This window comes from Pseudomonas sp. BN411 (assembly GCF_029871235.1).
GTDB lineage: Bacteria > Pseudomonadota > Gammaproteobacteria > Pseudomonadales > Pseudomonadaceae > Metapseudomonas.
Genome location: NZ_SSOM01000028.1, coordinates 1 through 13,906, shown reverse-complemented (window position 1 = coordinate 13,906; position 13,906 = coordinate 1). Strand labels below are relative to the sequence as shown.

The 13,906-nt window shown below is 65.7% G+C and carries 11 protein-coding genes; 4 read left to right on the top strand and 7 right to left on the bottom strand.

Annotated features, from left to right (window positions below; all coding sequences use genetic code 11):
* Nucleotides 1-2: 2 nt before the first annotated feature.
* The 6 genes from E8F06_RS02755 to E8F06_RS02730 form a co-directional block, all read right to left on the bottom strand.
* A complete protein-coding gene (locus E8F06_RS02755) occupies nt 3-1,211 on the bottom strand; it encodes an MFS transporter (RefSeq protein ID WP_280363960.1) in 1,209 nt (402 codons plus the stop codon).
* Nucleotides 1,212-1,345: 134 nt separating this feature from the next.
* Entirely contained in the window at nt 1,346-3,805 is a 2,460-nt protein-coding gene (locus tag E8F06_RS02750; protein ID WP_280363958.1) for an MMPL family transporter, read from the bottom strand.
* A 4-nt stretch (nt 3,806-3,809) separates the two neighbouring features.
* Nucleotides 3,810-4,898, bottom strand: a complete 1,089-nt coding sequence (locus E8F06_RS02745; RefSeq protein ID WP_280363957.1) for a YCF48-related protein — start codon at nt 4,896-4,898, stop codon at nt 3,810-3,812.
* 57 nt (nt 4,899-4,955) lie between these two features.
* Nucleotides 4,956-6,320 (bottom strand): DUF1329 domain-containing protein, encoded by a 1,365-nt coding sequence (locus E8F06_RS02740; RefSeq protein ID WP_280363955.1) that lies wholly within the window; start codon nt 6,318-6,320, stop codon nt 4,956-4,958.
* A gap of 11 nt (nt 6,321-6,331) precedes the next feature.
* The gene (locus E8F06_RS02735; protein ID WP_280363953.1) at nt 6,332-8,011 is read right to left on the bottom strand and encodes a DUF1302 domain-containing protein; all 1,680 of its coding nucleotides are present in this window, start codon (nt 8,009-8,011) and stop codon (nt 6,332-6,334) included.
* 281 nt (nt 8,012-8,292) lie between these two features.
* A complete protein-coding gene (locus E8F06_RS02730) occupies nt 8,293-9,261 on the bottom strand; it encodes an AraC family transcriptional regulator (protein WP_280363951.1) in 969 nt (322 codons plus the stop codon).
* 114 nt (nt 9,262-9,375) lie between these two features.
* Here E8F06_RS02730 and E8F06_RS02725 point away from each other — a divergent pair, with 114 nt between their 5' ends.
* A complete protein-coding gene (locus tag E8F06_RS02725; RefSeq protein WP_280363949.1) occupies nt 9,376-10,410 on the top strand; it encodes an aromatic ring-hydroxylating dioxygenase subunit alpha in 1,035 nt (344 codons plus the stop codon).
* Between the two features lie 46 nt (nt 10,411-10,456).
* Here E8F06_RS02725 and E8F06_RS02720 read toward each other — a convergent pair whose 3' ends face one another.
* The gene (locus E8F06_RS02720) at nt 10,457-10,927 is read right to left on the bottom strand and encodes a MarR family winged helix-turn-helix transcriptional regulator (RefSeq protein WP_179059870.1); all 471 of its coding nucleotides are present in this window, start codon (nt 10,925-10,927) and stop codon (nt 10,457-10,459) included.
* A 296-nt stretch (nt 10,928-11,223) separates the two neighbouring features.
* On the opposite strand from E8F06_RS02720, the gene E8F06_RS02715 reads away from it, so the two are divergent.
* From E8F06_RS02715 to E8F06_RS02705, 3 genes are all read left to right on the top strand, one after another.
* A complete protein-coding gene (locus E8F06_RS02715) occupies nt 11,224-12,177 on the top strand; it encodes a PDR/VanB family oxidoreductase (RefSeq protein WP_280363947.1) in 954 nt (317 codons plus the stop codon).
* A gap of 41 nt (nt 12,178-12,218) precedes the next feature.
* Nucleotides 12,219-13,295 (top strand): aromatic ring-hydroxylating dioxygenase subunit alpha, encoded by a 1,077-nt coding sequence (locus E8F06_RS02710; RefSeq protein WP_280363944.1) that lies wholly within the window; start codon nt 12,219-12,221, stop codon nt 13,293-13,295.
* Nucleotides 13,296-13,381: 86 nt separating this feature from the next.
* Nucleotides 13,382-13,906 (top strand): alcohol dehydrogenase catalytic domain-containing protein (locus E8F06_RS02705; protein ID WP_280363942.1); only part of this gene is annotated, 525 nt, incomplete at its 3' end.

Genomic DNA, 13,906 nt, shown 5'->3' with positions numbered 1-13,906 from the left:
CTCTAGGCGTGATCAGGAGTGGTGGAAACGGGGGCGCCGAGCGGACGGAACATCTTCGGCAGCGCCAGGCAGGCGAGCGCCAGCAGCAGCTGGGCGATGCCCACCATGGCCAGCGCCGCCGGCAGCTCGGCCACCACGCCGGCGTTCAGGCCGAACACCACCAGGGGGCTGATGAACTCGCCGGCGAACAGCGCGGCGGTGAAGCCGCCGGTGGCGCGGCCGCGCTGGGCGAAGCTGACCTGGGCCATCACCCAGGTGATCAGCGTCGGCAGCATCAGGCCGATGCCCAGGCCATTGATCAGCACGGCGACTATCACCAGTGCGTGGTTGCCGGCATTGGCCATGAGCAACCCGCCGCCACCGGCGATGGCGAAGGCCAGCAACAGCAGGTTCTGCCGAGGCAGGCCGCCGAGCAGGCGGAAGCTCAGGGCGCCGGCCAGCACACCGAGCTGGTTGGCGCCCATGGTCATGCCGATCTGCTGGGGCGAATCCACATGCAGCAGGGTCAGCAGGAAGCCGGCCTGCACCGGCACGATGAACAGGCTGATGCCGGCCAGCAGGGTCAGCAGGTACAGGGGCAGCAGCGCGGCCCAGGGGAAGCCCCCGGACTCGCCGGACGCGGGACGGGCCTCGCCGGCCTTCGGTTCCCAAAGCAGCGTCGCCATCAGCGGCAGGAACAGCAGGCCGACGCTGTAGATCACGAAGGGAGTGCGCCAGTCGTTCTGCCCGAGGGCTCCGCCCAGGGCGATGAACACCGCCGCCGAGAGCGAGGTGGCGACCATCTGCAGGGCGAACAGGCGTTCGCGGCGCTCGCCCTGGTAGTAGTCGCCCATCAGGGTGGTGCAGCAGGTCATGATGCCGGCCTCCGCCAGGCCCAGGCCGGCACGGCTGATGACGATCCCCGGCAGTGACTCCAGCCACAGCGGAAGCAGGCCGCAGAGGCTGTAGAGCACCATCGAGGCCAGCAGCAGCGGCTTGCGCCCCAGGCGGTCGGCGATGACCCCGGCGAAGGGTGCCAGCAGCGCGATCACCAGGGCCGGAATGGTCAGGCTGATGGGCACCAGCACTTCGGCCCCCGGCGTAGCGGCGAACTGCGCCTGCATGCGCGGCAGCACCGGCGCCAGCAGCACCGCGCCCAGCACCGGCAGGCAGCTGCCGAGCAGCAGCAACAGGGATTGCGGCAGGCCCGCCTGGCGTTCAGCGGCGCTCACGGCGCACCTCCGGCATGAACCCGTAGGCGCCTTCGGCGTACTGCCCGACGGCCTCGGGCAGGCTCTTCCAGATGCTTCGCAAGGTGGTGATCAGTCGTGTCATCGCGATCGGCTCTTGTTTTTGTTGTGGGGATTCAGGAGTTGACGGCGTCCAGCAGCAGTGGCCGGTCGGTCCGGGTCTCGCGCCACGGCGCCGGCACGGCGGCGTCTTCGGCGGCCGCGTCGCGGCGCCGTGTGGCCGGCAGCAGGAAGTAGGCGAGCGCCGGTAGCAGCACCAGGGCGCCGACCATGTTCCAGACGAACATGAAGGCCAGCAGCACGCCCATGTCGGCCTGGAACTTGATGGGCGAGAAGATCCAGGTGCCGACGCCGATGGCCAGGGTCACACCGGTGAGCATCACCACCTTGCCGGTGGAGAGCAGCGCCCGGTAATAGGCCTCGGAGAGGCTGGCGCCCTGGCGCAGGTGGCCGAGCAGGATGCTCATCACGTAGAGCGCGTAGTCGACACCGATGCCCACGCCGAGGGCGATCACCGGCAGGGTGGCGACCTTGACGCCGATGCCGAGCCAGACCATCAGCGCCTCGCAGAGGATCGAGGTGAGCATCAGCGGGATCACCGCGCAGAGGGTCGCGCGCCAGGAGCGGAAGGTGATCAGGCAGAGCAGGATCACCGCGCCGTAGACCCAGAACAGCATCTCGCGGTTGGCTTCCTTGACCACGATGTTGGTGGCGGCCTCGATCCCGGCGTTGCCGGCGGCCAGCTGGAACTTCACCTCGTCGGTGTCGTTGGCCGCGGCGAAGGCTTCGACGTGCTCCACCAGGCGGGTCAGGGTCTCGGCCTTGTGGTCGGTCAGGTAGACGTAGAGCGTCAGCAGGCTGCACGACTCGTTGTACAGGCCGCGCGGCGCGCTGGCGGTGATCATGTTGAGCATCGCCTGGTTGTTCTGCAGCTCGTACCACTTCGGGCTGCCTTCGGAGAGGCCCACCAGCATGCGGCGGTTGAGCAGCGCCAGGGAGTTGCTGGAATCCACCCCCGGCAGGCTGCGCAGTTGCCAGTCCAACTCATCCACCTTGCGCAGGATGTCGTAGCGCGCGCAGGCACTGTCCGGCGTGCGCACCATCACCGCGAAGAGGTCGCTGCTGGCGCCATAGCTGCGGGTCATGAAGGCGTCGTCCTGGTTGTAGCGCGAATCGGCACGCAGCTCGGGGGCGCCGGCGTCGAGGTCGCCAATGGCCAGGTGCAGGCTGACCATGAAGCCGAGCACCGCCATCACCAGGCTGCCCCCCACGCAGACGGCGGCCCAGGGCTTGCGAGTGAAGAGGTCGAGGAAGCGCCAGAACGGGTGCCGCGCCTGGCCGCCCTGCTCCGCCCGCTCGCTCTTCAGGCTGAGCTCGGCGGCGCGGGGGCTGACGCCGACATAGGAGAGCAACACCGGCAGCAGGATCAGGTTGGTGAAGATCAGCACGGCGACGCCGATGCTGGCGATGATCGCCAGGTCCTGGATCACCTGGATCTGGATGATCATCAGCACAGCGAAGCCCACCGCGTCGCACAGCAGTGCGGTGAGACCTGCGAGGAACAGCCGGCGGAAGGTGAAGCGCGCCGCCACCACGCGATGCATGCCGCGGCCGATGTCCTGCATGATGCCGTTCATCTTCTGCGCGCCATGGCTCATGCCGATGGCGAACACCAGGAAGGGCACCAGCACCGAGTAGGGGTCCAGCTGGTAACCCAGCAACGGCAGCAGGCCGAGCTGCCAGACCACCGCCACCAGCGAGCAGAGCACCACCAGCAGGGTGCTGCGCACGCAGCGGGTGTAGCCGTAGAGCACCACGGTGGTGATGAGAATGGCAACGGCGAAGAACAGCAGGATCTGCTCCAGCCCCTCGATCAGGTCGCCCACCTTCTTGGCGAAACCGGTGATGTGGATGTCGACGCTGTCGCTCTGGAATTTCGCCCGCAGGGCCTCCAGCTGGTCGGACAGGGTCGCGTAGTCCAGCGGCTTGCCGTCCGGGGTCCGCGACAGCAGCGGCACATAGATGATGCTGGAGCGCTGGTCGAAGGCCACCAGTTGGCCGATCTCATTGGACAGCTGCACGTTGCGCCGCAGGTCGCCCAGGGACGCCGGGCTGCCGTCGTATTCGTCGGGGATCACCGGGCCGCCATCGAGGCCCTCTTCGGTCACCGACACCCAGCGGGTGGCCGGCGTCCACAGCGACTTCATGTAGGCGCGGTCGACGCCCGGCAGCAGGTAAATCTGGTCGCTCAGCGCCTGCAGGGTGCGCAGGTAGTCGGCGTCGTAGATGTCGCCGTTGCGGTGGGCGACGGCGATGCGCAGGGCGTTGCCCAGGCCCGAGAGTTCCTTCTGGTTGGCCAGGTAGTTGGCGATGTACGGATGACCGGTGGGGATCATCTTCTCGAAACTGGCGTTCAGCTCCAGGCGGGTCGACTGCCAGCCGAGCAGCACGGTGGTCACCAGGCACAGCAACAGCACCCAGTGGCGGTGGTTGAACAGGGCGCGTTCGATCAACGAGCCGGAGCGGGGATCGAAGGCGTCCGAAGCGGACGGAATGGCTTGGCGAGCGGAATTCATGAACTCACTCCGAAGCGGAAACGGCGGACTGCGGCAGGCGCGACAGACCGGTGAAACCCGCGAGGACCAGGCTGCCGTCGGCGGCCTGGACGACACCCGATACCGGCTTGCCCAGGGGCTTGGCCGCCGGGGCGAAGTGGCCTGGCGTGCTGGCGAACAGGCCGCCGGCCTGGTTGGCCAGGAGCACGCGGCCGTCATCCAGGCGAATGGCGTCGCTGAAGGACAGCGGCGCCATCATCGGCAACGCTTCCGCGCTGTCGGCGTCTTTCGCGAGGAGGAAGGCGTGACCCTTGAGGCCGCCGATCAACAGCGCGCCATCGACGCGGCTGGCGAGGGTGAACAGGGTGCCGGCGTAGGGGCTTTCCAGTTGCTGGAACTGCTGACCATCCGGCGAGCGCGCCAGGTAGCCCTGCTCGCCAGCGAGGAACCAGGCAGTACCCTGCCGGGCCACGGCGTAGAGGTGCAGGCCCATGGGGTTGTCGATGCGCCCCACCACCGATTGCCAGGTGGCGCCGCCATCCTCGGTGCTGAATGCCAGGCCGTAGGCGCCCACCACCAGGCCGTGGCGGGCATCGCTGAAGGCCAGGGCCAGGAAGGGTTTGTCCGGCCCCTCCTGTACCAGGCGCTCGGCGGTCTGCACCCGCACCTCGGCGGCTTCGGCGTCCGCCGCAGCCGGCAGTTCACTGCGCGCGGCATCCAGCTCCAACTGCGCGGCGCGGCGGCCGTCGAGCTGCAACGCCCAGGTTTCACCACCGTCGGTGGTCGCCAGGACCACACCGGCATGCCCCACCGCCCAGCCATGGCTGGCGTCGACGAATTGCACGGCGGTCAGCCCCACCGACACCGGCACCCGGGCCTGGCGCCATTGCTGGCCGTTGTCGTCGGACAGCAGGACCAGCCCACGCTCGCCCACCGCCACCAGGCGATCGCCGGCGCGGGCCAGGTCGGTGAACACCGCGCGCTCGGCATTGGGCACCTGCATCGCGGGGCTTTCCAGTACATCACCGACGGCCTTGGCATCGGCCAGGCAAGGCGTTGCGATCGACAGGGCGAGGGCCAGTAGCAGGCCGCTCACCGGACGCAATCTGTTCATGTTCTACCTCGAATTTCAGCCAAAACAGGGGAGGACTGGCGCCCTCCCCTCACCTCTTCAGCGCACGCCACGTCCCGCCATCGCCGCCGGGGAGAACTCCGCCGGCTTGTAGCGCTCGACCACGCCGTACTGCTGGTCCTTGCCGGCGTAGAGGTTCTGCAGGAACCAGGTGTTGGAGACCAGGTCGTAGAAGCCCGCCGAGAGGGTCGCCTGGGCAGGCAGGTCCGGCAGGACCGCCGGCAGCGCCCACAGGGTCTTGCTCAACTGGCCATTGGCGTCCCAGCGGTCGCCGAGCATGGCTTGCCAGGTGTCTTCGTCGAGGTAGTAGCGGCCCTTGGGCAACTGGTGGCGCTTGCCGGGCGCAAGCTCGGCTTCCACCACCCAGACGCGATGCAGTTCCCAGCGCACGTAGTCGGGGTTCAGGTGGTGCTTGGTGAACAGGTCCTCCGGCTTGGCGGCGGTCTGCACCTTGTTGGTGTTGTAGGGGATGTACAGCTCCTGCTTGCCCACCAGCTTCCAGTTGAAGCGATCCATGCGGCCCTGGAACACACTCAGTTCGTCGAAGGACATCACACCCGCGGTCGACGGCGTCGGCGTGTCGCAGCAGGCGTTGGGCAGCTTGCGCACGCGACGCTGGCCGGTCAGGTAGACGTGGGCCTGGGACTTGTCGCCATTGAAGTTGGTGCGCCCCATGATCTGCTCGCCGGCGCGCAGCGGTGGCCCGATGTTGATCATGCGGAACAGCCAGTAGTCACCATCGAAATTGGCGGCGTTGCCGTCGGGGTAGTAGTACGGCATTTCCTGGATGGCCTTGCCGTCGGTGGTCATCACCGGTGCGCCGTCGGCGGTGATGAGGTACTGCCGCCAATCCATCGCCACCGAGGTGCCGCGCCAGTTCAGCAGATGGTTCCACATGGCCTCGGCGCCGTTCTTCGGCACCGGGAACGGAATTCCGCCGTAGGCGCCTTCCGGCACTGGGCCGGCACTGCTGTCCACAAGCTTCGCGTTCTGCGCGTTTTTAAGGGTGTTGTCGTAGACCCACTGCGGCGCCGCGGCCGTGCGGCGGGTCGGGTAGACGTCGATGCGGTAGGTCTCGGGGTAGCGCTTGAACATGGCCTTGACGCCATCGCTGAGCTTGTCGGCGTACTGGTCCAGGTTCTTCGCGGTGATGCTGTACAGCGGCTTGTCGGCGGCGAAGGGATCGCCGCGCTTGCCACCTTCCTTGAACGACGGGTCCACCTTGGTGTAGCCGCCATCCCAGGCCGGGATGCTGCCGTCGGCGTTGCCGGCGCGCTCTGCACCCAGCGGGGTCAGGCTCTTGCCCAGGTCATCCACACTGGCGGCGAGAGCGGGTTGCAGGCCAAGGGCGGCGGCGCCAACCAGGGCCAGGCAGAAGGTCTTGAGAGTGAACGGGATAGTCATGCGCAAGTCCCTCAGAAGGTGGTTTTCACGGAGAAGGCCAGGTAGTCCCGGTCCTTCAGCGACTGCTTGAAGGTGAAGTGCGAAACGGAGTCGAGGTTGGTGTCCTCCGAGCCATAGAAGTGGGTGTAGGTCAGGCCCAGGGTGACCCGGTCGAGGTAGGTGGCGCTGACGCCGATGTTGAAGTCGCCGCCGTTGTCCGGACCGAAGCTCCCCACCACCGCCGACTTGCCCATGGGGAAGTAGCTGAGGCCCATCGGCACGCTGAGGTCGACGCCGGGGAATACCTGGCGATAGGTCGGGGTGTAGACCAGCTTCAGGCCCAGGCCATCGTCGGTGGCACCCGGGTCCAGCGCGGCGCGATTCTTGGTCACGCTGAGCAGGCGGTTCCAGGCGACCTCGCCCACCAGGCTGGCCTCGTTGGAAATGAACGATGGGCCTAGGGAGGCGAGCACGTTCAGGTTGACGTGGGCGGTGCGGCCCACCGCGTAGAGCGGGTTGTCATTGTTGTCGGCTTCCACGCCGGGCAACACGGTCTGCCCGTTGGAAACCAGCGGCATGTTCCAGCGCATGGAGGCTTCACCGGCGAAGCTGAACTCCTCCACCGTGGTGGCAAAGCTCGCGCCCAGCGCGCGGATGTCTTCCGGGTAGACCCAGTAGAACTGGCCCACCTCGCCGGTGGCGAAGTTCGGCCCGGTGGCGCTTGGTTTGAGGTACAGCTTCGGCGTCTTGTCGTGGTACTGGATGGCGTAGAGGCCGTATTCCACGGTGTCCGCGCTGTAGCGCAGCTGCAGGCCGCCCTGCCCCGAACTCCTGGCTTCCTTGTCGTTGCCATGGAAGAAGGCCGCCGGGCTGCTCGGGTTGCCACCGAGGAAGGCCGGGAACGGCGCGCCGACGATCAGGCGTTCGGCGCCCTCGCCGAGCACATCGCTGACCGAGAAGTAGCTGCCGGAAGCCGGCAGCCGGGTCTCTTCCCACTCAAACTGGTAGAAGGCGCCGAGAGAGACGTCGTCGGTCAGCTGGTAGGTGGTGGACAGCTGGTTGACCGGACGGGTGATCTCCTTGAACTGGGTGTTCGGCACGGAGATCGCCTTGACCACGTCCACCGGGGCCATGCCGCCCGCGATACCGTTGGCGCCGAAGAACAGGCTCTCGCCCCAGATCAGGCCGTGGCGGCCCAGGCGTACCGAGGTGGCCTTGTCGCCCAGCGCGCCGTTCCAGTAGACGAAGGCGTCGAGGATCTCGCCGTCGCCACCGTGAAGGTGCCGGGTGTCATCGGTGAACTCGTTGTAGGCCACCGAGCGTGCGTTGGCGCGGGTCGGATCGTCGTTGTCGTTGTCGTTCTGGTACTCGGTGTCGAACCAACCGGCACCGCTGACTCGGGCACCGAAGTCACGGTAGCCGATGTCCAGTTCGGACAGGATGTCGAGGCGGTTGGAGATCAGCCCCTTGTCGAAGGCGCGGTCGCCGTCGTCCTGGTTCAGGGCGACCTGCCCTTCGGTGAGCTTGTTGCTCTGGTCCTTCAGGCGCCAGGCGGAGCTGTACTTGAGCGTGTTGTCCCAGCGCAGACTCAGGTCCGGATTGCCGGTCTGGATCTGGAAAGCGTGGACGGAGGGGGCACCGCATACCAAAGCTGCTGCGAGCGTCAGGGTGAACGGCGCACACCGCGATGCGGCGCTATAGCGTATAGCCATTGAACGAACCCTCTTATTGTTCTTGTTGGCGAACTTCTTGTGAGCCACCACCGGCCGGATCAAGGCAGTCCGGACCGGTGCGGTCGAAATGCCGGAGTGGCATCGCCAGGCGGGATTGACCGGGCGACGGGCACAGGTTGACGTGGAGGGTTATCTCTGACTAATCGCTTGTTGGGATGCGATGTATCGGCAATCGCGATACCTGGAAGGCACCGCGCAGGTGCTACGCGAGGGGGGTGTTTGGGGGTGGATCGGGGGCAGGAAACGGCGCTCGCCCGGGTTCAGCCGCCACCCTGTTCGCGCGACCGGGCGTACTCCCGAGGCCTCACCCCCAGGTGCTGCTTGAAGGCGCTGCGGAAGGCCGACTCGGAGCGATATCCGTAGCGCTCGGCGATATCCGCCACGCTTGCCCGCCCCTTCAGCAGCTCCCTTGCCGCGTGGCGCATGCGGGTAGCGATCAGGTATTGGCCGGGCGACTGGCCGAGCAGTGCGCTGAACCGCCTCGAGAAGGTCGCGCGGGACATGCTGGCTTCGGCGGCAAGGGTCTCCACCGACCAGTCCAGCTCCGCTTGCGAATGGATGGCGATCAGTGCCTTGCCCAGGCGCGGGTCGGTCAGCGCCTGCAGCCAGCCCGACTGCCCTTCGGGAATCAGCAGGATGTAGTCACGCAGGAAGCTGGTCAGCAGGAAGCCAGCGAGCAGCGCCGCCGGCCCCATGAATCCCGGCTTCTGGGCCTGGTCCTCGCCCAGCATCCAGCTCAGCGTTGGCATCAGCCACTGCGCCGAAGCCCCGCAGCGACCGGGCAGCACGAGCACATCCGGCAGGCTGGACAACAGCTGGTTTCGCTCGGGTTCGTGAAGCACACAGGCCACCGTCAGCAACCGGGGATTCCGATGGACACCGTCGCCGCCGAAATGGATGGGCGCGCTACGGCGCGACCGGGAGTGAAGGTCTTCCGGCAGCTTGAGCCGGCGCCACATATCCAGGAAGGGCTCCAGGGGCAGACCGGGCTGCGAGGCAATGGCGACCTTCGCCTCTCCCAGCACCAGCACCAGGTCGCCGACCTCCAGTTGCAGGTCCGGCTGCCCCTCCCTGATCAGCCAGCAGGGCTTGTCCAGGACGCCGTAGAGCAGCGCGGTCGAGCTGTCCATCCGCGGCATGTCCAACCCCCATTCCCCCGGGCTGTGAAAGACCCCGATCGAACTGGCGTCGAGCCGGATGGAAAGCAGCAGTTCACCGAGAAAGTCCATGAGCCACCCACTGAGACGATTTAGCCGGAAAACAATCAGATACCAGCTGGTTCGTCCAGCTTATTTTGTCAATAGTGGGGCTGGCCCGATGAATCCATAAGGAGAACAAGAAACATGGCCTTCCTGAAAAACACCTGGTACATGGCCGCCTGGGCCAATGAGGTGCCAGAAGGGGAATTATTCAACCGAACCATTCTCGGCGAGTCGGTTCTGCTGTATCGCCTGCAAGATGGCACCATCGCGGCGATCGGCAACCGCTGCCCCCATCGCTTTGCGCCGCTCTCGATGGGCAAGCTGTGTGGCAACGCCGTCCGCTGCCCCTATCACGGCCTGGAGTTCGATAGCACCGGCGCCTGCGTCCACAATCCCCACGGAGAGGGGAAGATTCCAGCAGCGGCTCGCGTCAAGGGCTATCCAGTGGTCGAGCGGCATCTTGCTGTGTGGATCTGGATGGGTGATGCGGAGCGGGCCGATCCCGATCTGATCGCCGATTACGCGTTCCTCGCGGACACCAGGCCGACGGCCCGGAATACCGGGTATCTCCACTCCACCTGCAACTACCAGCTGCTGTGCGACAACATCATGGACCTCAGTCATGTCGACTTCCTCCATCCCACCACCCTGGGAGGCGGTGCGCTGAGCTCCGTAGGCGCGCAAGTCAGAGAGCTCGACGGGGACCGGGTGCGCATCCTCTGGGAAGCCAGGAATGAAGTAGCACCTCCGGCCTTCGCCGCCCACATGCCCGACCCTTCCGCTCCAGCGGATGTCTGGTCCGAAGTGATCTGGTCGGCACCATCACTCATGCATCTCGGTGCCGGCGTGACATCCCCGGGAAGACCCTACTCCGAAGGCGTCAGCAGCTCGAACCTGCACATCATGACCCCTGAGTCCGAGAGCACCACCCATTACTTCTTTGCCAACACACGCTCGTTCCTGCAGGACGACGGGGAGTTCAACAGCTTCATCGACCAGATACTGATCGGCGTCTTCGCCAACGAAGACAAACCAATGGTGGAGGCCCAACAGCAGCTCATGGGGAGTGCCGATTTCTGGTCGCTCAAACCACTGCTGCTACCCGGTGACGCTGGCGCCATTCGCGCACGACGGATTCTCGATCGGCTGATCGCGCAGGAGCAGGGACAGGCCTGACCGGCGATCCCTGAGATTCGCTCACGGTAGGTTGGGCGACGCGCACTCAGTCGTCCTGCGGGTCGTACTCGTTCACATGGGCCACCTGGCCATGCAAGCGGCCCAGCAGTTCGATCAGGGTGTCCACCTCTTCCGGGCTGAGATCACCGAGCAACCGGCGCTCGCGCTCGAGCGCCACCTTCAGCACCCGGTCATGCAGCTCCCGCCCGCTGGCGGTGAGGCTCACGGTATTGCGCCGGGCGTCCTGCGGATCCACCTGGCTGCTGACATGCCCGGCCGCTTCCAGCGCTTGCAGCGATCGGCTGACGGCGCTCTTGTCCAGGCCGATCACCTGGCAGATGCGATTGGCCGTGATGCCGTCCTCCACCGCCAGCATGGACAGCATCCGCCACTCCACCACGCCGATCCCGAAGTGCTTGCGATAGCACTGCGAGGCGCCGGTGGCGAGCTTGTTGGCAAGGAAGGTGAGCAGCGCGGGAACGTAGCGGGCAAGGTTCAGCTGAGAATCGGTGTGCATGGACGAAGCGCCTTACTGACGAGGTGCATGATCAAATTGGTTGACACCGCAACCAATTACTCCGAGGATTACCTCCATCGAAGCGGCGCGGGCGTTTGTCCGCATGATATGCCGCCGCGGAACCACACAAAAATAATTATCAGGTCCTTGCCATGAACCACCTCGATTACGCCTACCCCTCCCTGCACTTCCGCCGCAGCGCCCTCCCCGTCTTGTCCTCGGACTGAGCCAGCACCCACACCGGGTTCTCAAATTCCACTTTTTGCAATCACCACTTCAGTGTGGAGGGCCGCGTCATGCTCCAGGTTCGTGTAACCCGAAAATCCCGAGAAGCCGAAGGTATCTGCAGCTTCGAGCTTTGCGCCGCCGATGGTGGCGAACTTCCTCCGTTCGAGGCCGGCGCCCATATCGATGTCCACATCGGCGCCGGACTCATCCGCCAGTACTCCCTCTGCAATCATCCGGAGGAACGCCATCGCTACCTGATCGGCGTCCTCGACGACCCCGCCTCGCGTGGCGGCTCCCGGGCGATGCACGAGCGGGTGGTGCAAGGGCAACTGCTCGATATCAGCGAGCCCCGCAACCTCTTCGCCCTGGATCACCAGGGCACCCGGCACCTGTTGTTCGCCGGTGGCATCGGCATCACACCGATCCTGGCGATGGCCTGCGAGCTGTCCCACCGGGGGGCGGACTTTGAGCTGCATTACTGCTTCCGCTCGCGAGAGCGCGCCGCGTTCATCGAGCAGCTACGGCACTCGCCCTTTGCCGGACGCGTTCACCTGCATGACGACAGCGGCGCCCAGGCGCAGAAGCTGGATGCCGCCGCGCTGCTGGCAAATCCGGATGCCGGCCGCCACCTCTATGTCTGTGGCCCGGGCGGATTCATGGGCTACATCCTGGGGGCCGCGGAAAACGCCGGCTGGCCCGAAGCCCAGGTGCACCGCGAATTCTTCGCGGCGACGCCCACCCAGCATGGCGCGGATGCCCCCTTCGAGGTCGAGTTGGCCAGCAGTGGCCAGGTCTTCCACATACCCGTCGACCGCAGCGTGTTCGAGGTGCTCGACGAAGCCGGGATCACGATCGAGACCTCCTGCGAACAGGGTATCTGCGGTTCCTGCATCACCCGCGTCCTGCAAGGCGTCCCGGATCACCGCGACCAGTTCATGACGGCGGCCGAGCACGCGTGCAACGACCAGTTCACGCCGTGCTGCTCGCGGGCGAAGTCGCCGCGCCTGGTCCTCGACCTCTGAATCCCTATCCAGAACAACAACCGTGAACCATGGAGATCACCATGAGTGCATCCGCTGCTGAATCGCTCGCCTACGAGGCCAGCTCCCCCTCCGTACCCAGTTTCCCGCTGGACCAGTGGTACGTGGCGGCCCTGGGCTGGGAACTGAAGGACCAACCCCTCGGCCGGACCCTGTTGAACAAGCCCGTCGTGCTGTTCCGCACCGCCGATGGCCAGGTCGCGGCACTGGAAGACCGCTGCTGCCACCGGGCGCTGCCCCTGTCCAATGGCACCCTGGAAGAACGTGGCGTGCGCTGCGGCTACCACGGACTGCTGTTCAACGCCGAGGGCAAATGCCTGGAAATCCCCGGCCAGGACAAGCTGCCCAGCAAGGCCAAGGTACCGGCCTACCACGTTCGCGAGCAGGACCGGATCGTCTGGATCTGGTTCGGCAGCGAGGCCAACCCGGAGCCCACCTGCGAGCCTCCGGTCTATGACGTCCACAGCAGCGGCAAGTACCTGTTCGATGGCGACGTCTACCACTACGACGCCCCTTACCAGCTCATCCATGACAACCTGATGGACCTCAGCCACCTGGGCTATGTCCATCTGCACACCATCGGTGGCAACGCGAGCATCCACATGAACGCGCAGATGAAAGTGGAAGAGGTCGGCGATGTAGTCCGCGTCGTTCGTCACATGCCGGACTCGGTGCCGCCCCCCACCTACACCGCCGCCTACCCCTTCAAGGGCAATGTGGATCGGTGGCAGGAGATCGAATTCCACGTCAGCCACTTGCGCATCTGGACCGGTGCCGTGGATGTGCGCACCGACGCCCTGGACGACCCGGATCGTGGCGGTTTCCACATGCGTGGTTTCCATGGCGTGACCCCGGAGACGGAGTCCACCAGCCACTACTACTGGACCATGGCCACCAACCCAAAGAGCGACCCGGAGGCGGTCAAGGCCAAGGTCATCGAGCAAACCATCCTGACCTTCGACGAAGACAAGATCGTGGTCGAGGCGCAGTACCGGAACATGTGCCGCTTCGGCGGCCGCCCCATGCTCGACATCCATGTCGACGCAGGCGCCAACCGCGCGCGGCGAATCATCGAACAGCTTCGCCATTCCACCCGTTGAGTGCACGGCGGGTGTTCCCGGCTGGATGGGCACCCGCCCCTTTTTTCCCGATTCGCGCAAATCCCATGCGCATTCAAGGAGGTCTCATGTCTGGTAATCGTGGTGTCGTTTATCTGGGTTCGGGCAAGGTCGAAGTCCAAAAGATCGACTACCCCAAAATGCAGGACCCGCGCGGCAAGAAAATCGAACACGGGGTCATTCTGAAAGTCGTCTCCACCAACATCTGCGGCTCGGACCAGCACATGGTGCGCGGCCGTACCACCGCCCAGGTCGGCCTCGTGCTCGGCCACGAAATCACCGGTGAGGTAATCGAGAAGGGCAGCGACGTAGAAAACCTGAAGATCGGCGACCTGGTTTCCGTGCCCTTCAACGTTGCCTGCGGCCGCTGCCGCTCCTGCAAGGAACAACACACCGGCGTCTGCCTGACCGTGAACCCGGCCCGTGCCGGTGGTGCCTACGGCTACGTCGACATGGGTGACTGGACCGGCGGCCAGGCCGAATACGTGCTGGTGCCCTACGCCGACTTCAACCTGCTCAAACTCCCCGATCGCGACAAGGCCATGGAGAAGATCCGTGACCTGACCTGCCTCTCCGACATCCTGCCCACCGGC